Below are 23,735 nucleotides of genomic sequence, written 5' to 3' on the forward strand. Positions count from 1 at the left end.
AACGACCTCTCTAGCTTGAACGATTTAAGCGTGGGACTGTATGCCCCCATATAAGGTTTGATATAAGCCTTCTTGCTCAACTAACTCACCATGAGTGCCTGTTTGCGTCACTTTCCCATCTTCAAGCACGTAGATCAAATCGGCTTGTTTAACAGCGGATAGTCGATGCGCAACGATTAATGTTGTTCTACCACGTAAGAACTCGGTCAGTGCTTTGTGTAAAGCCGCTTCAGTAGCGGTATCTAACGCAGACGTGGCTTCGTCTAAAATAACAAATTGAGGATTACTCAGCACCATTCTAGCAATGGCAAGCCGTTGTCGTTGACCTCCTGACAAACGAATGCCATTACGACCAACTTGAGTATCCAAGCCGTGGTTCAGTTGAGAAATAACATCTTGCAGCTGAGCCACTTCAAGCGCACGCCAAAGTGACATTTCGTCAAAATCCCCACCAAGCGTTAGATTATGCCTCAAGGTGTCGTTAAATAGTATAGGTTGCTGTAATACCACGGCAATTTTGTCGCGAATTACTTCAAAACCAATATCTTCTGTTAATTCATCATTAAAGCGAATGCTACCGGAGTTTTGACGGTAAACCCCAATAAGTAATTGTATCAAGGTTGACTTACCACCGCCGCTTGCGCCAACTAACGCCACTTTCTTTCCTGCCGGCATATGTAAAGAAAGATTATCTAGGACTTTGTTTTCATTATTGTAAGAGAAATTAATGTTTTCTACTTTAACGTCAACTTCTCTACCTTCTTTGAAAGGATTTACCTTAGGAACCGGTCTCTGCTCTTCTTCTAACTCTAATAAGTCGTTGATGCGTTTTAATGCGGCTTTAGCGCTGTACCAAGAAAACTGAATCCCAAGCAACTCTTGAACAGGAGAAAGCATGAACCATAGGTAACCAAAAACGGCAAATATTTGGCCAATAGTAAGGTCACTGAACATGACCATTAACATTGCGACAGCTCTGAATAATTCAAAGCCGATCAAAAAGAGAAGAAAAGAAACGCGACCAGCCGCTTCAGATTGCCAAGCATACTTGTCTGCATCAACGCGAACTTGGTTCGCACTGTCTTTGAGTTGTTGGAGGAATTCTCGCTCTTTATTGGCTGCGCGTAGTTGGTAGATTCCATCTAATGTTTCAACCAAACGGTTTTGGAAAATTTCAAAAGAATGATTTTCCTTCCGTTTCAGATGTTTAACCATACTGCCTAGTTTACGTGAGAAGTAAATGACAATAGGGTTAACTAACAGGATAAACAGACCAAGTCGCCAATCGAGCCAAAGTAGAACGATAGCAGTACCAATAACAGTCAGAAAACTGATAACGAATTTTGCTAACGTAGAACCAATAAATTTATCAATGGTCTCAATGTCAGTGATAAGGTGTGCGTTGATTCCTCCGCTACCTTTGGTTTCGTATTGTCGGATGCTGATACGGCCGAGTTTGTCGATCATTTTACTGCGCATCTCAAACGTGATGGTTTTTGAAACAAGCGTAAATTGTCGGCTTTGAAGGATATTTAATCCTTGGCTCGCAGCTCGCATAAGAACAACCAAGAACAGGGTGAAGAAAATATAGCCTGTCGGAGTGTGCCACGCTTCAGGGAGAATGGCATTCATGGCGTCTAAGCCTTTTGCAGGTTGGTCCAATAAGACCTCATCAACCATCAAAGGCATGAGGAGGGGAATTGGAACACTAATCAAGGTTGCAAGCACCGCTATCAAGTTCGCTATGATCAGCTTGGACTTGTGCTTTTTTACTTGTGTTATCAACCAAGAACGGCTAATAGTGTCATTTTTCAGAAGCATTGTAATTGAGAATAAGTCCTATTATAAAGTAGGGCTGCATTTTAGCGCCATACATTGAGAATGGAAGCTTTTATAGTAAGTAGGAAGTTAATATGAACTTAGAACAATACCAAAGACTAACCAAACAAGCTGTTGCTCTAATTGAGTCTGAACCAGACTTTATTGCGAACCTAGCAAACTTGAGCTCATTGCTTTTCATGGAACTTGACGATCTTAACTGGGCAGGCTTTTACCTAACAAAAGGTGAAGAGCTTGTTCTTGGTCCGTTCCAAGGAAAACCAGCTTGTGTTCGTATCCCAATGGGTCGAGGCGTCTGCGGTACTGCTGCACAAACTAATACTATACAAAGAGTATACGACGTTCACGAATTTGAGGGGCATATTGCGTGCGATGCAGCGAGCAATTCAGAAATTGTGATTCCATTTTCTATTAATGGAAAGGTGGTTGGTGTACTTGATATTGATAGTCCAAGTATTGGCCGATTTAATGAAACAGACGAAGAAGGTCTCACTCATTTCATGGTTGAAGTAGAAAAGCTGCTTAATTCACACGCGAACGACGCATAAATTAGCCTTCGAGTGTGGTTTTTCCTTGGCATGTCACTATAATACGAGAATATTTTTTCTTAATGCTCGCGGAAATCCGCTCAAATCAGGACCCCTCATGACTGAAAAGTTAAAAAACAGCAAAGAAGTTATTGCATATATTGCTGAATGTTTCCCTAAGTGCTTTACTTTAGAAGGTGAAGCAAAACCTCTGAAAATTGGTATTTTTCAAGATCTTGCGGAACGTCTAAATGAAGACGAAAAAGTAAGCAAAACACAGCTTCGTGCAGCGTTAAGACAGTACACTTCATCATGGCGTTACCTACACGGTGTAAAACCAGGTGCAGTACGTGTAGACCTAGATGGCAACCCTTGTGGTGAGCTAGAAGAAGAGCACGTTGAACACGCGAAAGCGACACTTGCAGAAAGCAAGGCGAAAGTTCAGGCTCGTCGTAAAGAACAAGCACAAAAAGCTCGTGAAGAGGGTAAGGCGAAAGCGAAACCTGCGGCTAAAAAGCCTCAACAGCCTCGTCGTACTAATAAACCAAAAGTACAAAAACCAACTAAGCCTGTAGAAACGCGCGCTCTAAATGCTGATGAAATCACAGTAGGTAACGCAGTTAACGTGAACATGGGCAAAGGAAACATGGCAGCGACCATTGTTGAAATCAATAAGGATGATGTACGTGTTCAACTTGCTAACGGCCTACAAATGGTTGTGAAAGCGGAGCACTTGCGCGCATAAAGGAGATACTCCTACGCATGAATTGCCGTTCAAAAGTGACCCTGATTGCTGCTAGCTTATGGCTAGCAGCATCAGCTCAGGCTCTTGAAGCCAAACTACATAAAGATGACCTGCCGGTTCTTTCTCCTGAAGTTCAGCATGAAACAGCTAGCAAACGAGTCACCTCGCGATTTACCCGCTCTCATTATAAGCACTTCAGCCTCAATGATGATTTCTCTAAAGCGATCTTTGAACGCTATGTAGAGTTGCTTGATTACAATAGAAATATTTTCACTCAAGCAGACATCGACTCATTTAAAAACTGGTCAGTCGAGCTTGATGATCAGCTTAAATCGGGCAACAACCAAATTGCTTTTGATGTTTACAACCTCTCAATGCAGAAGCGTTTCGATCGTTTTGCTTATGCGTTAACTCTACTCGATGAAGAGATCAAGTTTGATACCGATGACGAGATAGAGTTAGACCGCTCTGAGGCCGCATGGCCAAAAGACGAAGCAGAGCTCAACGAGTTGTGGCGCAAGCGTGTGAAATATGACGCGTTAAATCTGAAACTGACTGGCAAAGAGTGGCCAGAGATTAAAGAAGTTTTAGAGAAGCGTTATAACAACGCGATGAAGCGCATCACACAGACCAACAATGAAGACGCATTTCAGTTGTATATGAATGCCTTCGCGCGACAGGTTGACCCTCATACAAGCTACCTTTCTCCACGTAATGCCGAGCAATTCCAATCGGAAATGAACCTTTCTCTAGAAGGCATCGGTGCCGTTTTGCAAATGACAGACGATTACACAGTAATTCGTTCACTTGTTGTTGGCGGTCCGGCTTCGAAGAGTAAGCAACTTGGTGAAGGGGACCGAATCACTGGTGTTGGACAAGACGGTGAAGAAATTGTCGACGTGATCGGTTGGCGTCTGGATGATGTTGTTCAGTTAATCAAAGGCCCGAAAGGCACAAAGGTTAATCTACAGATCTTGCCAGAAGGTAACGATGCGAAGAGTTACATTGTCACAATTGTTCGTGACAAAGTTCGCTTAGAAGATCGTGCGGTTAAGTCAGAAATCATCGAAAAAGACGGTAAGAAGATTGGTATTTTAGAAGTACCAAGTTTCTACGTCGGCTTATCGAAAGACACCGATAAATTACTAGCTGAGTTGAAAACCAAAAACGTTGACGGCGTAATCGTTGATCTACGTAACAATGGTGGTGGTGCGCTAACAGAAGCGACGGCATTGACAGGTTTATTCATTAAAGAAGGTCCTGTAGTTCAAGTTCGTGACAGCTATGGCCGCATCAAGGTGAATGCCGATACCGATGGAAAAGTGAGTTATGATGGCCCATTGACGGTATTGATTAACCGCTACAGTGCTTCAGCATCTGAAATTTTTGCAGCGGCAATGCAAGATTATAATCGTGCAATCATCTTAGGTGAAAACTCTTTCGGTAAAGGTACAGTTCAGCAACATCGTTCACTGAATCATATTTACGATCTTTTCGATAAAGAGCTAGGTTATGTTCAGTACACGATTCAGAAGTTTTATCGTATTGACGGTGGAAGTACGCAAAATCGTGGTGTTGCACCAGATATTTCGTACCCAACGCCAATCGAGGCTTCTGAAACAGGTGAAAGTGTTGAAGACAATGCTTTACCTTGGGATCAGATTGATAAAGCACAATATCAAACGTTTCCAAGTAACGACGCCTTAGTTGAAAAACTTACTGCTCTTCATAACAAGCGTATTTCTGATGAGATGGAGTTCCGCTTTATCAATGAAGACATCGAGAAATATCGTAAAGAAAAAGACGATAATACTTTGTCTTTGAACGAAAAAGTTCGTAAAGCTGAATCGGATAAAGCGGAAGCACTTCGATTACAACGCATAAATGAACGTCAAGCTGCTTTGGGTAAAAAAGCATTCAAAACATTGGATGATATACCAAAAGACTACGAGGCTCCTGATGTTTATTTAGATGAGTCTGTCGCGATTATGGTCGATCTACTTAAGCAGGAAAATCAGTCATAATAACTGGCAATTTAGAATAAAAAGAGTGAGTCTTTCAGATTCACTCTTTTTTTATGCCTTTTTGTCTTCCGCTGTCTCGATATCGAGCAAGATATTCGCTTATTTTCCCCCAATAATTTACGTGATCTACATCTAAAATTTCGCGAAAGTGAGGACTACTGGCTAAGCTAAAAGAAAACAATAAGGATGCCGATATGAAGTGGTTCTTTATTTTACTTAGCTTTTGCTGCTTTAGTGTGTTTGGTGGAGAAAACACCAGAGAAGATGAATTAAGTCACTTTGACACGCCGTTTCTCATCGGAGACTGGTATTTAATGAACCCAAACCCCGAAGAGTCAGCTGAAAACTTTCGTGCGATCAAACTCTCATTAGGTTCTGACTACAGCTTTTCTATTGATATTCAAAAGAAAGACTATTCCGTTGACCATTGGGAAGGGCTGTATAACGCAAATGAAGACACCATCGTTCTTGGTTTAAACACCGACGAGCCTCAAATTTATGCCTATCGCAACAACCATAATACGCTTGATCTTAATGGTGTAACATTCACTAAGGGATTATCCAATTCACTTGCAGGTATTTGGTCTAGCTCTCACGTATCTGGCGACGGTCTAGTGGCCAACAACATTAATCAGATGGATTTGATACTTCAACCTGATTTCGTGTTCATGTTTAGGGTTTCGAACGAAGAAGGGGATGAGTCCATCAAACAAGGTGTGTTTTACACAGAAGATGAGTTTTTGGTTCTGTTGTATGAAAATGGCGAGCATGGAACCACGTATAAGCTCAACAAGAATGAGCTAACGATCGAAGATTCCAATGGTGATATGTACGCCGTACTCAATAGAGTTACGCCATGATGCCTTTAACATGCGCCAAATTACGCGTGCGTACGGTAAGTCATTAATGTTGTTTAAATGTTAATCAAAAAACGGAGCTAGAGCACTAAAAGCTCCGTTTTTTGATGGAAAGACTTGTATTCTGATACCACAACCCCTACAAATAGCTTATATAGTGATACCAGAACTGCATTTTTGATCATGCAGTCTGGTATTTTTGTTGTTCGACATACAAGGATTTATGCTCATGTCTCAAGCTCCCCAGGCCAAATATCGTAAAGATTATAAAGAGCCATCTCATGCGATTACTGATATCGATCTAACGTTTGATCTATATGACAATGACACAATCGTTACGGCGGTATCAAAAGTTGCTCAAAAAGGCGATACAACAACGCTAGAACTCGATGGCGAAGGGCTTGAGCTACGCGCTGTAAAAGTAAATGGTGAGGATTGGGCTCATCACGAGGTGAAGGAGTCATCGCTGGTACTGACCGATCTTCCATCCGAGTTTGAACTTGAAATCGTCACCAAAATTGATCCTGAAGCGAATACGGCACTCGAAGGTTTGTACAAATCAGGCGGCGCATTTTGTACTCAGTGTGAGGCTGAGGGCTTTCGCCGTATCACGTACTATCTAGACCGTCCGGATGTTCTAGCAAAATACACAACAAAAGTGATCGCAGATAAAGCGGTTTATCCATATTTGCTGAGCAATGGTAACCGAATTGCAGAAGGCGATGCAGAGAACGGTCGTCACTGGGTTCAATGGCAGGATCCGCATCCAAAACCAGCTTACTTGTTCGCCCTTGTTGCAGGCGACTTTGATGTATTGCGTGACAAATATACAACGATGTCAGGTCGCAGTGTTGATTTAGAAATCTTTGTTGATAAAGGTAACTTAGATCGTGCAGGTCATGCGATGACATCGCTGATCAACTCGATGAAGTGGGATGAGGAACGCTTTGGCCTGGAATACGATCTGGATATTTACATGATCGTTGCTGTTGATTTCTTCAACATGGGTGCAATGGAAAACAAAGGCTTGAACATTTTTAACTCAAAATATGTGCTGGCGAACGATCAAACTGCGACAGATCGTGATTATTTAGGCATCGAAGCTGTGATCGGTCATGAGTACTTCCACAACTGGACTGGCAACCGTGTCACTTGTCGTGACTGGTTCCAACTAAGTCTAAAAGAAGGCTTAACCGTATTCCGTGACCAAGAATTCTCTTCTGACTTAGGCTCTCGTGCTGATAACCGTATTGATAACGTACGTATTATTCGTGGTCCTCAATTTGCGGAAGATGCAAGCCCAATGTCTCACCCGATTCGTCCTGACAAAGTCATTGAGATGAATAACTTCTACACGCTAACGGTGTATGAAAAGGGCAGCGAAGTTATTCGCATGTACCATACACTCCTTGGCGAAGAGGGCTTCCAAAAAGGAATGAAACTTTATTTTGAACGTCACGATGGTACCGCCGCGACGTGTGAAGACTTTGTTTCTGCAATGGAAGATGCCACCGGTGTTGATTTAAAACAGTTCCGTTTGTGGTACAGCCAATCGGGTACACCAACGCTACGCGTAAATAGCGAATACAACGCTGATGCAAAAACTTACGCACTAACGGTAGAGCAATTTACGGAGCCGACGCAAGACCAAGCAGAAAAACAAGCGCTGCATATCCCGTTCGATATCGAGTTGTATGATTCGAAAGGTCAAGTTATCCCATTGATGAGTAACGGTGAATCTGTTCATAACGTGCTGGATATTAAACAAGATAAGCAAACGTTCGTATTTGAAAATGTCGAAGAACAGCCAGTGCCATCTTTGTTGCGTGAATTCTCGGCACCAGTCAAATTAGAATACGATTACAGCGATGACGAGTTAGTCTTCTTGATGAAGCACGCAACGAACGATTTTGCTCGATGGGACGCTAGCCAAATGCTATTGGCTAAATACATTCGTCAGAATGTGAAAAACGTTCAAGCGGGACAAGAAGTATCGCTTTCTGAAGGTGTGATAGATGCTTTCCGCGGTGTGCTGTTGGATGAAACGCTTGAGCCAGCTTTCATTGCTCAAGTTTTCTCTATGCCTTCAATCAATGAGATTACTGGTTGGTACCAGCAAATTGATATCGATGCCGTAGATAAAGTGCTAAACAGCATTACAGTGTCACTTTCTAAGGAATTAGAAGATGAGCTAAGTGCGACTTATCACACGCTTAAGCAAGCAGAGTATACGATCGACCATGCTGCTATTGGCAAGCGTGCTTTACGTAACCGTTGCCTACAGTACCTAGCACATACGGCAAAAGGTAATGATTTAGTCAACGCGCAATACGCATCTGCAAATAACATGACAGATACGATTGCTGCGATGAGTGCTGCAAATAACGCTCAGCTCGAGTGTCGTGAAGCACTTATGGCTGATTACAGCGATAAATGGAAGCACGACGGTTTGGTTATGGATAAGTGGTTTGCACTTCAAGGTAGCAATCCTGCAGAGGATGCTCTTGAAAAAGTAAAAGCAACCATGAACCACGAAGCATTTAGTTTGAAAAATCCGAACCGTACGCGCAGCTTAATTGGCTCGTTCTTAAGTGCGAACCCTGTACGTTTCCATGATAAATCCGGTGTAGGTTACCAGTTTGCCGGTGAAATTCTTCGCCAACTAAATGATTCGAACCCACAAGTAGCTTCTCGAATGATTGATCCTTTGCTTAAGTTCCGTAAATACGATGAAGCTCGCCAAGCAATGATTCGTGCAGAACTTGAAAAGCTCAAAGCAATGGATAATCTTGCTAAAGATCTATTCGAAAAAGTGACTAAAGCACTAGACGAATAGTAAACAACACAATAGGGTGGTCATTTAGACCACCTTATTTGTTTATGTCACTTAGTTTTCACTTCATGAACTATTACTACTTCAATCTCAACATTTCATATCAAACGTTTTTATCTCATTATTCTGGTGCGGCAAGTGTTGTTCAAGTTGTCACACACAACGGTTTGCGTTTGCAGTTACCCGCCGCGAGATTTAGACCATTTCTTAGTCAATTGGGCGTTAGAGGCCAGTTTAGACTAACAACTGACCAAAATAATAAGTTTCTTAAGTTAGAAACTCTGTGATGTATTGTATTTGCAGAGAGTTAAATAGGAATCTTAGTCACAGAATCGGACATTTCACCTCTTACCACTACGATTAGTTGTTAAACATTTGTAATTATGCTTTTACAATGGGCACATGCATTACCTATGCTTAGTTTCTAAGGTAACAACCTAGCTACTAAGTCCCCCTACAAAACAACAATTCTAATGTGGAGTGTGAATATGACCGCGCGTGAAAATGTAGTGCCGGTTCTGCTTGAAAAGGTTTACCAACTGATTCAAGACAAACTCGAGCTTTCTCACCAAACGCTTGTAACTAAACTTGCTCAACACTTATTCAGTAACATTGCTGATGATGATCTAATTCAGCGAAACGAATCCGACCTTTATGGTGCTGTCGTTAGCCTTTGGCACCATATCAATGAAAAAAAACCAGAAGAGATTTCGGTTCGAGTATTTAACCCGACCGTAAGTCGTCAAGGCTGGCAATCCACACACACAATCGTAGAAATTGTTGTTCCAGATAGTCCATTCTTAGTGGACTCAGTCAAAATGGCTTTAGCACGTTTGGATCTTGTTTGTCACCTAATGTTGAATAACCCAACACAGATTCAGCGTGATAAAAAAGGCCAAGTTACAGACGTAAACGGTGAGGGTGGTGTTCTTCAATCACTTTTCCACATAGAGGTAGACCGCCTTACTAGTAAAGACGAGATGCAAGCGCTTAAAGAAGAGCTGTTAAGAATTCTATCTGATACTCGCTTAGTCGTTGATGACTGGAAGCAGATGGTTGATAAGCTTAAGTTTGTTACTGATGAACTTGAGAAAAATAAAGATCGTGTTTCTATCCAAACTGATCGTATGGATGAAACGATCGCATTTCTTCGTTGGCTAGAAGATCATAACTTTACCTTTATGGGTTATAAAGATTATGACTTAAAAGAGGTCAATGGTGATACCGAACTTGTTCCTGCTAAAGAAAAAGGACTAGGTCTGTTTGCTGATGACAAGCGCGTGCGTAGCGTCAAGCTCTCTGAATTATCAGATTCAGCGCGATTAGAAGCGAAAAAACCATACGCTCTGATCATCACCAAAGGTAACAAAGCATCTCGTATCCACCGTCCAGCTTATACTGATTACATCGGTATTAAGAAGTTTGATGAAAACGGTAAAGTAATAGGTGAGCATCGCTTTACTGGTTTATATACCTCCGCCGTTTACAACCAAGCGGTACAAAGTATTCCTTTGATCCGTGAAAAAGTTGACCGTATCCTTGAAGCAAGTGGATACCGTCACGGATCATACTCATACAAAGCATTGCACAATATCTTAGAAAACTACCCACGCGACGAGTTGCTTCAAGCTAATGAAGAAGAGCTGCTTGAGGTGGGAATGGGTGTTGTACAAATGCAAGATCGTGACTTGCTGCGTTTGTTTGTTCGTAAAGACCCATTTGGTCGTTTCTTCAGTTGCATGGTTTATGTCACTAAAGATCGTTACAACACAGAATTGCGTCGTCAAACTCAACGCATTCTTAAGCAGTACTTTGGTTGCGAGCAAGAGGTTGAATTTACAACGTACTTCTCAGAAAGCCCACTAGCGAGAACACATTACATTGTTCGTGTAGACAATAACAACATTGACGTAGACGTGAAAAAGATCGAGCAAAATCTAATGGAAGTTTCTACCTCTTGGGATGACAGACTAAAAGAATCCATCATTGCTAACTTTGGTGAAAGTAAAGGCCTTCCTCTTTCAAAAGAATATATGAGTGCGTTCCCTCGCTCATACAAAGAGGACATGATGCCAGGTTCTGCGGTTGCAGATATCGAGCGCTTAGAAGCGTTAAGTGATGATAATAAACTTGGTATGTTGTTCTACCGACCTCAAGAAGAGGGAGCAGATTCCAAAGCTGTCCGCTTAAAGTTATATCATCGCGATGAACCAATTCACCTTTCTGACGTAATGCCGATGTTGGAAAACCTTGGTTTGCGTGTGATTGGCGAATCGCCATATGAGATCGAGAAAAACAACGGGCAGACTTTCTGGATCCTTGACTTCTCTATGCTGCATAAGAGCGAGAAAACCGTTGACCTTCGTGAAGCTCGTGATCGTTTCCAACAAGCATTTGCTGCCATTTGGGCGGGTAATCTTGAAAGTGATGGTTTCAACCGATTGTTATTAGGTGCGTCGTTATCTGGCCGTGAGATTTCCATTCTTCGTGCTTACGCACGATACATGCGCCAAGTAGGCTTCCCATTCAGTCAGCAGTACATCGAAGACACGCTAAGCCACTACCCAGACTTAGCGACAGGTCTAGTCAAGCTGTTCACCAAGCGATTTGATCCGAAACACAAAGGCAGCGAGAAAGGCCAAAACGATCTAATTAAAAAGCTAACAGAGCAGTTGGATCGTGTAGAGAGCTTGGATGATGATCGTATTATTCGTCGTTATATCGAAATGATCATGGCGACGCTTCGTACCAACTACTACCAAGTAGACGAGAATAAGCAGCCTAAGCCTTGGTTATCTTTGAAAATGAAGCCAAGCGATATTCCTGAGATTCCGCAGCCTGTACCTGCATTCGAGATCTTTGTTTACGCACCAGATATTGAAGGTGTTCACCTTCGTGGTGGAAAAGTGGCTCGTGGTGGTTTGCGTTGGTCAGATCGTCAAGAAGACTTCCGTACGGAGATTCTTGGCTTAGTAAAAGCGCAACAGGTTAAGAACACTGTAATTGTACCAGTGGGTGCAAAAGGCGGCTTCGTTTGTAAACGCCAGCCATCTCTCACCACTCGTGATGAAATTTTTGCGGAAGGTCAGCGTTGTTACAAACGCTTTATCCGTGCACTGCTAGATGTGTCAGATAACATCATTGAAGGAGAGGTGGTACCACCACAAAACGTTGTTCGTCACGATGAAGATGACCCATATCTAGTAGTGGCTGCCGATAAAGGCACAGCAACCTTCTCAGATTTGGCAAACTCTGTTTCTGCAGAATACAACTTCTGGCTAGGTGACGCATTCGCTTCAGGTGGTTCAAACGGTTACGATCACAAAGCAATGGGTATCACCGCAAAAGGTGGTTGGGAATCTGTTAAACGTCACTTCCGTGAAATGGGCATCAACTGTCAGACCACTGATTTTACTGCAATCGGTGTAGGTGATATGGCAGGTGACGTGTTCGGTAACGGTATGCTGTTATCGAAGCATATTCGATTGCAAGCTGCGTTTAACCACATGCATATCTTTATTGATCCAAATCCAGATTCAGCCAGCAGCTGGGAAGAGCGTAACCGCTTGTTTAATCTGCCAAGATCAAGCTGGGAAGATTACAACAAAGACTTGATCTCTCAAGGTGGTGGCATCTTCTCTCGTCGATCAAAATCGATCCAGTTGACGCCAGAAATTCAGAAAATGTTAGGTACTAAGAAAGCATCTTTAGCGCCTAACGATCTGATAAAGATGATCTTGAAAATGAAAGTCGATCTGCTTTGGAATGGTGGTATCGGCACTTACGTTAAATCATCGACAGAAACTCATACAGATGTTGGCGACCGTGCTAACGACATGCTGCGCATTGACGGCCGTGACTTAAGAGCCAAAGTGGTTGGCGAAGGTGGTAACTTGGGTATGACTCAGCTTGGTCGTATCGAATACGCACTAACTGGCGGTCGAGTGAACACGGACTTCGTTGATAACGTAGGTGGCGTTGACTGTTCGGATAATGAAGTCAACATCAAGATCTTCCTCAATGGACTGGTTTCAAATGGCGATCTTACGGTTAAGCAACGTAACCAAATTCTAGAGTCTATGGAAGACGAAGTGGGTGAAATTGTCTTGGATGATGCTTACCGTCAGTCGGAGTCGATCTCTGTTACTGAACAGCAAGGTGTTGGCATTGTTAAGGAGCAAATTCGATTCATCCACACTATGGAGAAAGCAGGGTACTTGGATCGTGCTCTCGAATACATTCCTGATGATGAAACGCTAATCGAGCGTGAAAAACAGGGACTAGGTCTGACTCGCCCTGAGCTATCAGTGTTAGTTGCCTACGGTAAAATGGTACTTAAACAGCAACTTGTTACGGATGAAATCGCAAATGATGAATTCCATGCAAAACAACTTGTTGAATATTTCCCAAGTGCGTTACGACGTAACTATAAAGATCAAATGGTTAATCACCCACTGCGAGCTGAAATTATCGCTACAGCATTGGCTAACCAGATGGTTAATGAAATGGGCTGTAACTTCGTTACTCGTTTGCAAGAAGAAACTGGTGCAAGTGTTGTCGATATTGCCAATGCTTACAGTGCGGCTAGAGAAATCTTTGATTTAGAAGCAATCCTCAAGCAAACTCGCAAACTTGATAACGTTGCGACAGCGCAAGCTCAATACGAAATTATGTTTTACGTGCGCCGAGCACTGCGTCGAATTGCACGCTGGTTGCTTCGTAACCGTAGCGGCAAATGCACGGTCGGTGAGTTGATTGCTATCTACAAGCAAGATGTCAATGTTATCACTGAAACCCTAGACACTATGTTAGTTGAGTCTGAAGTTGAAGAACACAATGACTTGGCTCAAGGTTGGATAGAGAAAGGGGTTGAAGAGAAACTCGCTCACCAAGTTGCCCGCTTATCAAGCTTACAATCTGCACTGGATATTTCATCAGTAGCAAGTGAAACAGGTAAAACGGTTGAGCAAGCATCGAAACTCTACTTTAACTTGGGTGACCGTTTATCGTTGCATTGGTTCTTGAAGCAAATTAATAGCCAAGCCGTTGATAACAACTGGCAAGCACTTGCTAGAGCGGCATTCCGTGAAGATCTGGACTGGCAACAACGTCAACTTACCGCTCAGGTACTGACTTGTGGCTGCTCAACCGAAGAGCTTGACGTGATGGCTGCGTTAGAAGATTGGATTGAAACTAACGAGCAATCGTTGCACCGCTGGGAGAGTATCTTAAACGAGTTCAAAGTTGGCTCAGTACACGAATTTGCTAAGTTCTCTGTAGCACTTCGAGAGCTAGTGCTTTTAAACCTCAACTGCTCATCGAAAGAGTAGTGGAATAATCAAGTCATAAGTAAAAGCCTCGTTGTTTAACGGGGCTTTTTATTATCTATTATTCACATTTGGAACGAAAATAGTTACATTGTCACATTGAATTGAAATTAAAACAGAGTGAAATCGATTGCTTTTAAGCGGTTAGTTACGATTTTTATCGCAGAAACTTGATTGTAATTGTTTGTTTTATATTTAAAAATCTTATAAAGATATAGGTTTTTACTTATTACGTTCATTTTCATTGAATTACGATGAAAAACGGTAAATAATATTGTCCCGTTTATACGGGGCTTTTTTCTTTCGGAGGCACAATGCTTTACCGTCTAGCCAGAACTGGCTTTTTCCAACTCGATGCCGAGAAGGCACATGATCTTGCAATCAAGAACTTCCAACGCTTTAACGGCACACCACTTGATCTCTTTTACCGCCAACAGTTACCAACTCGTCCAGTTGAGTGTATGGGTCTAACATTCCGTAACCCTGTTGGTCTTGCGGCTGGTTTAGATAAAAACGGCGAATGTATTGAAGCATTTGATGCCATGGGCTTTGGCTTTGTCGAAGTCGGCACTGTAACGCCACGACCACAACCAGGTAATGATAAACCACGCTTATTCCGTTTAGTGGAAGCAGAAGGGATCATCAACCGCATGGGCTTTAATAACCTAGGCGTTGATAATTTGATCGAGAATGTTAAACGAGCAAAATTCAATTGTGTTCTCGGAATTAATATCGGTAAAAATAAAGATACGCCAATTGAGAAAGGGGCAGAGGACTACCTGATTTGTATGGAAAAAGTGTATGAGTATGCTGGCTATATTGCAGTAAACATCTCATCGCCAAACACTCCAGGTCTTCGTTCACTTCAATATGGTGAAGCGCTTGATGAACTGCTTTCCGAATTAAAAGCGAAACAAGCGGAGTTATCAGAGAAGTACAACAAGTATGTCCCGTTAGCATTAAAGATTGCGCCAGATTTAAGTGACGATGAAATCTGCCAAATCTGCGATTCTTTATTGAAAAACAATATAGATGGTGTGATCGCGACTAACACAACTTTGGATCGCACGATCGTAGAAGGGATGAGACACGCCAATGAGGCAGGTGGCTTGAGTGGTCGCCCTGTGCAATCACGCTCTACGGAGGTCGTACGTAAGCTTCATGAAGAGCTTGGAGACAAACTTCCAATTATCGGTGTTGGTGGTGTAGATTCCTATGTTGCAGCCAAAGAAAAGATCATGGCAGGCGCTAAACTTGTTCAAGTCTACACTGGCTTTATTTACCACGGCCCAGGTCTCGTACGTGATATTGTTAAGAATCTTTAACATATACATCAAAAACTACTGAAAAATCAGTACCTGTTACATAAAAAAGAGGACTTTGTTTCCTCTTTTTTTTTATCCGTTCGTTTGTAGAATTTAAAAATCACGAGTAGGTAATTAAGCGTCTTACCTCTTTACCACTGATTTAACTAGTCAAGAGAGAACGGAATAATGCTTAAACCCAGCGACAAATGGAATTGGTATTTTGACGAGCAAAAAGCTTGCTTAATGCTGGATCTGGGGGAGGAAATGATTTTCCAAACCAATCTATCCCGAAAATTGTTGGTTAACTGTGCCTTCTCAAACAGTGAATTTACCGTTGATGACGCCAGCGCATTTCAAACGTTTAATGAGCGCATTCGCTGTCTCGATATCAGTGAATATCGCCAAGCTGAATTAACACTGTATTGTGTTGCTGCAAAGCGTTTTCATAAACCTGTACAGCCTAAGAGCTGGTTCTTCGATGCACAGTCCTCTGATTATGAACCTCAAGAAGGGGACATGGTCTTTCTCACAAATCAATATTCTGATGGTATGTTCATCGTTCTAGAACCAGGCGAAACATCGAGCTTATGTGCTTATGTTAACCAAGAAGCCTTTGTTCTTGATGGCAATAAGGCGCTTCAATTTGGGCAGCCGATTAAAGTAATGCATGATCGCATGGCTTGTGCAAACCACCTCTTTGCAATGACCCCTATGGCAATGGTGGGTTAAAGCTGTTTAATTTTTCTTTATTTCGTTCCTTTGTTTGCCTTAATCGACCTTATTGGGTCGATTTTTTTTGTCCTTTCCTCTGACACTCCAATCCGAAAGACCATGAAACTGTTTGTTTTCTATGCATGCAAACATGAAGCTGGTCACTTTTATTTTACTTATTTCAATTTGATTACTCCTTTAATTAGGCAACCTAGCGCCTAAAACAACCCTATTTATTCCCCTATAAAGGGTATTTGTAAGTAATTTACATCAACCAACCCTGACTGGTATATACCAAAATGCATGTAAATAAGTATTCACTTCTTCTAAAGGAAACAAAATACGTTCATGAATGAAAAACATTCAAACTAAAGATGTTGAAAGTTTTAGATCATTTGAGTGGTGATGATTTGAACTAACGGGTGGGAAAATACCTTTAAAAACGAGGCATTGATCGTAAAGTCAGGTATAATTGAAGCCATTTTTTATCAGCGAAAGAACACTATGAATCAATATCTCGCGGTAACTTCAAATGGCATGGAAAATTTGCTTGTTGAAGAACTGACTAAACTAGGCATTGAAAATGCGAAACCAGTACAGGCAGGCGTAAAATTTAAAGCGACAAACGAACAGGTTTATCGCTGTTGTTTGTGGAGCCGTTTAGCGTCTCGATTTGTACGTGTTTTATCTGAGTTCACGTGTAACAACGACATGGACTTGTATCTATCCACTTCCACTATTAACTGGGTTAACCAATTTCATAGCTCTAAACGCTTTGTTGTGGACTTTAACGGCACAAACCGTGAGATTAGAAATAGCCAATACGGAGCTATGAAGGTCAAAGATGGCATCGTAGATTGCTTTGAGAATAAAGGCTTGCCACGTCCTAATATCAGCAAAGAACGCCCAGATATTCGTATTCACGTTCGTTTGCATAAAGATAAAGCGTTGCTTGGGGTAGACATGGTAGGTAGTGGTCTTCATCAGCGTGGTTATCGACCAGAATCGGGTCGTGCGCCATTACGTGAAACGCTTGCTTCTGCGATTATCATGCGTTGTGGCTGGGATGGGCATCAACCACTACTCGATCCAATGTGTGGTTCTGGTACTTTGCTTATTGAAGCGGCGATGATGGCAGCCAACATGGCACCTGGCGTTAAGCGCAAACAATGGGGCTTCGAAGTTTTGGAAGACTTTGAACCGGAGACCTGGGCTGAGATTAAATCAGAGGCTAATGTTCAAGCTAGACGAGGTGTCAAGAAAGTTGACGCTAAGTTTTTTGGATTCGATAACGACCCCAAAGTATTAAAAGTCGCTCAAGAAAACGCCCGCAGAGCAGGTGTTGAAGAGTTGATTGAGTTTGCGCAAGGTGATGCTGCAACTATTACTCGTCCCGCAGGATTTGAACACGGTGTTATCGTTTCAAACCCACCTTACGGTGAGCGTCTAGGAACTGAGCCGGGGCTGATTGCGCTCTATACCGCATTCGGTGGACAGCTAAAATCTGAGTTTGGCGGATGTAAAGCATCTATCTTCTCTAGCTCAGACGAGCTCTTGAGTTGCCTTCGTATGCGCGCTGATAAACAGTTTAAATTGAACAATGGTGCGTTACCGTGTCACCAAAAGAACTACAGCATTGCCGAGCGCAGCGCTGATGAAGTTAAAGGTGCAGATACTAACGTTCAAATCGCACCAGACTTCTCAAACCGTTTGAAGAAAAACATTGGCAAGATTGGCAAGTGGGCTCGTAAAGAGAAACTAGACTGCTATCGTATCTACGATGCAGACCTTCCAGAATACAACGTAGCGATCGACGTGTACGGCGATCAAATTGTGATTCAAGAGTACGCAGCACCTAAGAACATCCCTGAAGAAAAAGCCAAGCGTCGTCTAACGGACATTATCCGTGCGACGATTCAGGTGACCAGTGTCGAAGCGAACAAAGTTGTACTGAAAGTTCGTGAGAAGCAGAAAGGTCGAAGCCAGTACCAAAAATTAGGTCAGGTATCAGAGACGCTCGAAGTAAACGAGTACGGTGTGAAGCTGATCGTGAACCTTCATGACTACCTAGACACAGGCCTGTTCTTGGATCATAAGATCACTCGTCGTCGTCTTGGCGAAATGGCACAGGGTAAAGATTTCCTTAACTTGTTTGCTTACACTGGTAGTGCAACAGTGCACGCTGCAGTTGGTGGTGCGCGTTCCACTACAACTGTCGATATGTCAAACACCTACTTGAACTGGGCGAAAGACAATATGCAGCTTAATGGCTGTGTAGGGCGCCAACATAAATATGAACAAGCGGACTGTTTGCAATGGCTAGAAAACGCAAAAAGTGAGTACGACTTGATCTTTATTGACCCACCTACGTTCTCTAACTCTAAGCGTATGGAAACATCATTCGATGTACAACGTGACCACATTAAGCTAATGAAGAACCTCAAACGTTTACTGAGAAGTGAAGGCACAATCGTATTTTCAAATAACAAACGTCACTTCAAGATGGATGAAGAATCACTCGCTGAATTGGGTTTGAAGGCTCAGAATATTTCTTCTCAAACGTTACCATTAGATTTTGCGCGTAATAAACAGATTCATAACTGTTGGCTAGTAACGCACGCGTAGTATAAACAAAAGGATTAATACGTGCTGATATTGTATAGCACGGAGGGATGCCATCTTTGTGAGATGGCATTTGCTCTAGTAGACCAAGTCGGTTTGGCCGAGCAAACAGATATCATTGATATTGCGTTCGATGATGTACTATTTTCTCGTTACGGCGTCACAATACCCGTATTAAAATATCAAGATTCTGAGTTGAACTGGCCGTTTGACTTAGAACAACTCACACATTGGTTGGATAATAATGGCATTACTTACCATTCATAACGCACAACTTGCATTTGGTGACCACCCATTGCTAGACAAAGCGGAGTTCGCTCTTCAAGAAAACGAACGCGTTTGTTTAGTTGGTCGTAACGGAGCAGGTAAGTCCACGTTAATGAAAGTGCTTGCCGGCGACATTTTGTTGGATGATGGCAAGATTCAAATAACTCAAGACGTAGTAGTTTCTCGGCTTGAACAAGATCCACCGCGCAATCAAGAGGGTACGGTTTACGAATACGTATCTGGCGGTTTGGCTGAAATCGGCGAACAATTGAAGATCTATCACGATCTTCTCGATATTGTTGCTCAAGACCCAAGTGAGAAGAACATTAACCGTTTGGCGAAAGTTCAAGAGCAACTTGATCATTCTAACGCTTGGCGCTTTGATGACCGTGTTAAGAACGTACTTGGCGCTTTAAAACTAAGCCCAGAAACCAAACTGACCGATCTATCCGGTGGCTGGCAACGTAAAGCTGCTTTAGCTCGTGCGCTGGTTTGTGATCCTGATGTATTGCTTCTTGATGAACCAACAAACCATCTCGATGTGACAACGATCGAATGGTTAGAGAACTTCTTAAAAGACTTCAAAGGCTCGATAATCTTTATTTCTCACGACCGTGCATTCATCAAGTCGATGGCGACACGCATCGTTGACTTAGATCGCGGTCAATTAGCTTCTTTCCCTGGTAATTACGAACAGTATTTGAATGACAAAGAAGAAATGCTTCGCGTCGAAGAAATGCAAAATGCTGAGTTCGATAAGAAACTAGCGCAGGAAGAAGTGTGGATTCGTCAAGGCATTAAAGCACGTCGTACTCGTAATGAAGGCCGTGTTCGAGCCCTTAAAAAACTTCGTGAAGAGCGTCGTGACCGTCGTGAAGTTCAAGGTAAAGTTAACCTAAACATCGATGATGCTTCTCGTTCAGGTAAGATTGTATTTGAAGCAGAAAATGTATCTTTTGCTTACGAAGGCAAGACAATTGTCGACGACTTTAGCTTTAACATCATGCGTGGTGACCGTATTGCACTTATCGGACCAAATGGCTGCGGTAAGAGTACGGTACTTAAATTGCTACTAGGGCAATTGGAAGCGCAGTCTGGTCGTTTACACTGCGGAACAAAATTAGAAGTCGCGTACTTTGATCAGTACCGAGAGATTTTGGATCCAGAAAAGACAGTGATCGATAACTTAGCGGATGGGAAACAAGAAGTAATGGTTGGGGGACGTCAGCGTCATGCGCTGAGTTATCTTCAAGACTTCTTATTTGCACCTAAGCGCGCCAGAACCCCGGTTAAGGCACTTTCTGGTGGTGAGAAAAACCGATTATTGCTAGCCCGTATCTTGTTGAAACCAAACAACTTACTTATTCTTGATGAACCAACTAACGATTTGGATATCGAAACGTTGGAACTTTTAGAAGAAATGCTTGCCAATTATCAGGGTACATTATTGTTAGTGAGTCACGACCGTGAGTTCGTAGACAACACAGTAACAACCAGTTGGATTTTTGAGGGTAACGGTATAATCGAAGAGTTCGTTGGTGGTTATCATGATGCTAAACAGCAGCGTGACCAAGTTCTTGCTTCGCGCAGTCAGGTTGAAAAACCAACGAAGAAAGAGAAAGTGGTTGAGGAAACTCCCAAAACTACGCAACCTAAGAACAATTCGAAGAAGTTATCGTATAAGCTGCAAAGAGAATTAGAGGCTCTACCAGCTAAACTTGAACAATTAGAGTCGGATATCGAGAGCCTTCAGGAGCAAGTGAACGATCCAGAGTTCTTTGCTAAACCTGTAGAGCAAACTCAGCCGGTATTGGAACAGCTTGCTGCACTAGAGCAGGAGTTGGAAATCGCATTCGAGAGATGGGAAGAACTCGAAGCAATGCAACAGGATAGTTAAGAATTCAATGAATTGTAGTAATAAATTCAAATTGACCGCCATTGCAATGATGGTTGGTACCACAATGAACGCACAGGCGGCATTGTATCAAGTTGTTGAGGTTTCACCTCAGGATCATGGTTCAAACGGTGACTACCAAACGGCTTACGGGGTTGCAATTCAACAGGGCGATGCAGGTACAGATCCTTCAACAGGTTCACCTTTCGCTTTAGGCTGCTTTGATGCAGCAGCAAACTGCACGCCAGAGCAGTTTAAACTTGCAATGGAAACTCGCACTACACCGATTTCAGCGACACAAGCCGTGGATGGGAACAGCTATCGTGAAGAAATCCCATTCGGATTAGACGCTGGCTTTTATTACATCCAAGAACTCAAAGACTTTGAGCGTTACTGTTACAACCAGCTTCGCTATTCCACCTGTGACTCTTGGGCTTCAGTAAACTGGACGCCGTGGAACAAAGAACGTAGTAAAGACTTTACTTCTAATGCGTTAGCGTTCATAGAAGAAGATTCTGCTGCTTATAAAAATGAATATAACAATGTTATCAACCAGCTTACCGAGGATGGTGCAGCTGTCGGTAATCAGAGTAAAGTTAGCACAGAAAATACTTCTACATTAGAAACACGAAATACCGTAGTTGCACCAGTAGAGCCAAATATTCTTACTGGCGATGGTGACGCAAGTGTTGTGCAAAGCCATGCTTGGAGCACAGACGGCAATTTTACTGTTGGCAGTGTTTCTCGAACAGCAAGCAATACCAATGGATCTCACCACACATCAAAAGCAGCGATTTGGGATCAAAGCGGAACCGTCAGTGAATTGGCTTGGCCAAGTGGCACATCTAAAGATGGAGAAAGGTTAGCTCAAGGGAGCATGCGTGACCTTGTCACTGATGGAACTACGGTCTATGGCGTAGGTTACAACACTTACAGTGATGATAACTACCTGAATGCGACTGTTTTTGTCGGAACTCTAGAAGCCGAAGGTAGCGTTGAAAACGCAACTTGGAAAAATAAAGTTGTTGTAGGAGCTAGACAGCGCGAAGGTGATGATACGGTTCATACAAACTCACGATTAACCGACGTTAACTCTAATTTTGTTGCTATTGGTGAAGCGAAACGTTCGGGCGGATACTTAATGCCAACGGGCTCTGCTCCGAATCGTCTCTTTATCGTAGATGATGTTCGTAAGGATTCTATTAGCGCTTTTTACCCAACTACTGGCATTTTCTTTAGCGGTGCGGGCGGTAAGATGGGCGGTATCAACTCTTACAATGAAATCGTCGGGCAACTTGATGCGGAAACGACTCGTGAAGACGATGGCAAGCCACGTCGTAAGCGCGGTTTTATCTATCCATATAGCGTAGGTGGCGAGACTAGTGAACGTGCTACAACATTATTCAATGGAAAAGCTTGGTTCCTAGACAGTTTGACTAACGGCGGTGATTACTCTGAACAAAACAATCAGTTCCGTATTATCGACGCAACTGATATCAATGATGCAGGTGTGATCTCTGGTACTGCTATGAAATGTGCAGGTGGTTATAGCACAACAGCAAACAATGCGACATGTAGCTCTGAAGAGCAAATTGTAGCAGTAAAACTAGTACCCATTGCTGACGCAACTAAGGATGACATTGTATCTCGAAGCATTGACTCAACGACGACAGAGCGTCAAGGTGCAGGCCTTGGTTGGTTAGCTTTGACCATGCTTGGATTGTTTGGGTTCCGTAGAAAATAGTTAAAAATCGTCAGTAATTTTTAAATCAAGCAGAGGCTCACACATTTGAGTCTCTGCTTTTTTTATGCCTTGAGAAATTGCCTACTTTGATCGATTCTTATAAGTGGAGTCATAAAAACTCCATCAAAGTTTCACAATAACAGCTGTACGTTAGTAAATGGACCTGTATGAGGAATTAACTATGAAGAGACAAAAGCGTGATCGCCTAGAACGAGCTCAATCTCAAGGCTACAAAGCTGGGTTGAATGGAAGGTCTCAAGAGGCTTGCCCATATCAACAAGTTGATGCTCGGTCGTATTGGTTAGGTGGTTGGCGTGATGCCAGAGATGAAAGACAATCTGGTCTCTACAAATAAACTCTCCACATACAAAAAGAAGGATTCGAAAGGGCTCTACGGAGCCTTTTCTACATTATAGGTACACAGGGAAGTAGGTTAACACTCGATAACAAAAAGGCTCCTAAATAGGAGCCTTAATAAATCGATTAAAATCGTGATTAGAAGCTTGAAGTGTCTTGGAACAAGCCAACTTTCAAATCTTTTGCTACGTAGATTTCTTTGCCGTCCACACATACACGACCGTCAGCCAAACCCATCACAAGTTTACGGTTTACAACGCGTTTCATGTGGATTTCGTACGTCACTTTTTTCGCTGTTGGCAGGATCTGACCTGTAAACTTCACTTCGCCAACACCCAGAGCACGACCTTTTCCTTTGCCACCAACCCAGCCAAGGAAGAAACCAACAAGTTGCCACATCGCATCAAGGCCAAGACAACCCGGCATTACAGGGTCGCCAGGGAAGTGGCAGTCAAAGAACCACAAATCTGGAGTAATATCCAATTCCGCCAAGATCAAACCTTTACCAAAATCGCCTTCAGTCTCAGACATTTTAGTAACACGATCCATCATTAGCATGTTTGGCGCAGGAAGCTGAGGGTAACCAGGCCCAAACAGTTCGCCTTGGCTAGAAGCAAGTAGATCGTCACGGTTATAAGAATCACGTTTGTTTTGCATTATCAATTACTCCAATTTTTGATA

At 42.6% G+C, this 23,735-nt stretch carries 16 protein-coding genes; 14 read left to right on the top strand and 2 right to left on the bottom strand.

Going from position 1 to position 23,735, the window contains the following annotated elements; translation table 11 throughout:
• Positions 1-24: 24 nt before the first annotated feature.
• Positions 25-1,821 (bottom strand): ABC transporter ATP-binding protein, encoded by a 1,797-nt coding sequence (locus R7O03_RS05695; protein WP_021033889.1) that lies wholly within the window; start codon positions 1,819-1,821, stop codon positions 25-27.
• A 92-nt stretch (positions 1,822-1,913) separates the two neighbouring features.
• Between R7O03_RS05695 and R7O03_RS05700 the strand changes: the two genes are divergently transcribed.
• The 14 genes from R7O03_RS05700 to rmf all read left to right on the top strand — a co-directional run bounded on the left by R7O03_RS05700 (position 1,914) and on the right by rmf (position 23,052).
• A complete protein-coding gene (locus R7O03_RS05700; RefSeq protein ID WP_005377433.1) occupies positions 1,914-2,387 on the top strand; it encodes a GAF domain-containing protein in 474 nt (157 codons plus the stop codon).
• A 97-nt stretch (positions 2,388-2,484) separates the two neighbouring features.
• Positions 2,485-3,111, top strand: a complete 627-nt coding sequence (proQ, locus tag R7O03_RS05705; protein ID WP_005377435.1) for an RNA chaperone ProQ — start codon at positions 2,485-2,487, stop codon at positions 3,109-3,111.
• 17 nt (positions 3,112-3,128) lie between these two features.
• Positions 3,129-5,135, top strand: a complete 2,007-nt coding sequence (gene prc / locus R7O03_RS05710; RefSeq protein ID WP_033905323.1) for a carboxy terminal-processing peptidase — start codon at positions 3,129-3,131, stop codon at positions 5,133-5,135.
• Between the two features lie 194 nt (positions 5,136-5,329).
• The gene (locus tag R7O03_RS05715) at positions 5,330-5,995 is read left to right on the top strand and encodes a hypothetical protein (protein ID WP_005377438.1); all 666 of its coding nucleotides are present in this window, start codon (positions 5,330-5,332) and stop codon (positions 5,993-5,995) included.
• A 226-nt stretch (positions 5,996-6,221) separates the two neighbouring features.
• Positions 6,222-8,828, top strand: coding sequence for an aminopeptidase N (gene pepN, locus R7O03_RS05720; protein ID WP_262636403.1), 2,607 nt, complete (start codon positions 6,222-6,224; stop codon positions 8,826-8,828).
• Positions 8,829-8,893: 65 nt separating this feature from the next.
• The gene (locus R7O03_RS05725; RefSeq protein WP_005377440.1) at positions 8,894-9,112 is read left to right on the top strand and encodes a DUF2835 domain-containing protein; all 219 of its coding nucleotides are present in this window, start codon (positions 8,894-8,896) and stop codon (positions 9,110-9,112) included.
• Between the two features lie 201 nt (positions 9,113-9,313).
• The gene (locus R7O03_RS05730; RefSeq protein WP_062730584.1) at positions 9,314-14,155 is read left to right on the top strand and encodes an NAD-glutamate dehydrogenase; all 4,842 of its coding nucleotides are present in this window, start codon (positions 9,314-9,316) and stop codon (positions 14,153-14,155) included.
• Between the two features lie 311 nt (positions 14,156-14,466).
• On the top strand, positions 14,467-15,477 hold the full coding sequence (pyrD, locus tag R7O03_RS05735; RefSeq protein ID WP_005377443.1) for a quinone-dependent dihydroorotate dehydrogenase: 1,011 nt from the start codon (positions 14,467-14,469) through the stop codon (positions 15,475-15,477).
• A 168-nt stretch (positions 15,478-15,645) separates the two neighbouring features.
• Entirely contained in the window at positions 15,646-16,188 is a 543-nt protein-coding gene (locus R7O03_RS05740; RefSeq protein WP_005377444.1) for a cell division protein ZapC, read from the top strand.
• Positions 16,189-16,674: 486 nt separating this feature from the next.
• Positions 16,675-18,795: a bifunctional 23S rRNA (guanine(2069)-N(7))-methyltransferase RlmK/23S rRNA (guanine(2445)-N(2))-methyltransferase RlmL gene (gene rlmKL, locus R7O03_RS05745; protein WP_149192349.1), complete on the top strand. Its 2,121-nt coding sequence runs from the start codon at positions 16,675-16,677 to the stop codon at positions 18,793-18,795.
• A gap of 21 nt (positions 18,796-18,816) precedes the next feature.
• Positions 18,817-19,059, top strand: a complete 243-nt coding sequence (locus tag R7O03_RS05750) for a glutaredoxin family protein (RefSeq protein ID WP_017821808.1) — start codon at positions 18,817-18,819, stop codon at positions 19,057-19,059.
• A complete protein-coding gene (locus tag R7O03_RS05755) occupies positions 19,037-20,956 on the top strand; it encodes an ABC transporter ATP-binding protein (RefSeq protein WP_318131572.1) in 1,920 nt (639 codons plus the stop codon). Before R7O03_RS05750 ends, R7O03_RS05755 begins: the two co-directional genes overlap by 23 nt.
• A 7-nt stretch (positions 20,957-20,963) precedes the next feature.
• Positions 20,964-22,697 carry a DUF3466 family protein gene (locus R7O03_RS05760; protein WP_318131573.1) on the top strand — a complete coding sequence of 578 codons (1,734 nt, stop codon included), beginning with the start codon at positions 20,964-20,966 and terminating at the stop codon, positions 22,695-22,697.
• Positions 22,698-22,878: 181 nt separating this feature from the next.
• Complete coding sequence (rmf, locus tag R7O03_RS05765; protein ID WP_005377453.1) at positions 22,879-23,052, top strand: ribosome modulation factor; 174 nt, start codon at positions 22,879-22,881, stop codon at positions 23,050-23,052.
• A gap of 140 nt (positions 23,053-23,192) precedes the next feature.
• Here rmf and fabA read toward each other — a convergent pair whose 3' ends face one another.
• Complete coding sequence (fabA, locus tag R7O03_RS05770; RefSeq protein WP_005390081.1) at positions 23,193-23,711, bottom strand: bifunctional 3-hydroxydecanoyl-ACP dehydratase/trans-2-decenoyl-ACP isomerase; 519 nt, start codon at positions 23,709-23,711, stop codon at positions 23,193-23,195.
• Positions 23,712-23,735 lie beyond the last annotated feature (24 nt).

The organism is Vibrio sp. Vb2960 (genome assembly GCF_033337665.1).
Lineage (GTDB): Bacteria > Pseudomonadota > Gammaproteobacteria > Enterobacterales > Vibrionaceae > Vibrio > Vibrio alginolyticus.

What these genes read in the sequence shown, in the direction of transcription:
- R7O03_RS05695 (WP_021033889.1), bottom strand. Translation starts at nt 1,821, where the DNA reads ATGCTTCTGAAAAATGACACTATTAGCCGTTCTTGGTTGATAACACAA.
- R7O03_RS05700 (WP_005377433.1), top strand. Translation starts at nt 1,914, where the DNA reads ATGAACTTAGAACAATACCAAAGACTAACCAAACAAGCTGTTGCTCTA.
- proQ (WP_005377435.1), top strand. Translation starts at nt 2,485, where the DNA reads ATGACTGAAAAGTTAAAAAACAGCAAAGAAGTTATTGCATATATTGCT.
- prc (WP_033905323.1), top strand. Translation starts at nt 3,129, where the DNA reads ATGAATTGCCGTTCAAAAGTGACCCTGATTGCTGCTAGCTTATGGCTA.
- R7O03_RS05715 (WP_005377438.1), top strand. Translation starts at nt 5,330, where the DNA reads ATGAAGTGGTTCTTTATTTTACTTAGCTTTTGCTGCTTTAGTGTGTTT.
- pepN (WP_262636403.1), top strand. Translation starts at nt 6,222, where the DNA reads ATGTCTCAAGCTCCCCAGGCCAAATATCGTAAAGATTATAAAGAGCCA.
- R7O03_RS05725 (WP_005377440.1), top strand. Translation starts at nt 8,894, where the DNA reads ATGAACTATTACTACTTCAATCTCAACATTTCATATCAAACGTTTTTA.
- R7O03_RS05730 (WP_062730584.1), top strand. Translation starts at nt 9,314, where the DNA reads ATGACCGCGCGTGAAAATGTAGTGCCGGTTCTGCTTGAAAAGGTTTAC.
- pyrD (WP_005377443.1), top strand. Translation starts at nt 14,467, where the DNA reads ATGCTTTACCGTCTAGCCAGAACTGGCTTTTTCCAACTCGATGCCGAG.
- R7O03_RS05740 (WP_005377444.1), top strand. Translation starts at nt 15,646, where the DNA reads ATGCTTAAACCCAGCGACAAATGGAATTGGTATTTTGACGAGCAAAAA.
- rlmKL (WP_149192349.1), top strand. Translation starts at nt 16,675, where the DNA reads ATGAATCAATATCTCGCGGTAACTTCAAATGGCATGGAAAATTTGCTT.
- R7O03_RS05755 (WP_318131572.1), top strand. Translation starts at nt 19,037, where the DNA reads ATGGCATTACTTACCATTCATAACGCACAACTTGCATTTGGTGACCAC.
- R7O03_RS05760 (WP_318131573.1), top strand. Translation starts at nt 20,964, where the DNA reads ATGAATTGTAGTAATAAATTCAAATTGACCGCCATTGCAATGATGGTT.
- rmf (WP_005377453.1), top strand. Translation starts at nt 22,879, where the DNA reads ATGAAGAGACAAAAGCGTGATCGCCTAGAACGAGCTCAATCTCAAGGC.
- fabA (WP_005390081.1), bottom strand. Translation starts at nt 23,711, where the DNA reads ATGCAAAACAAACGTGATTCTTATAACCGTGACGATCTACTTGCTTCT.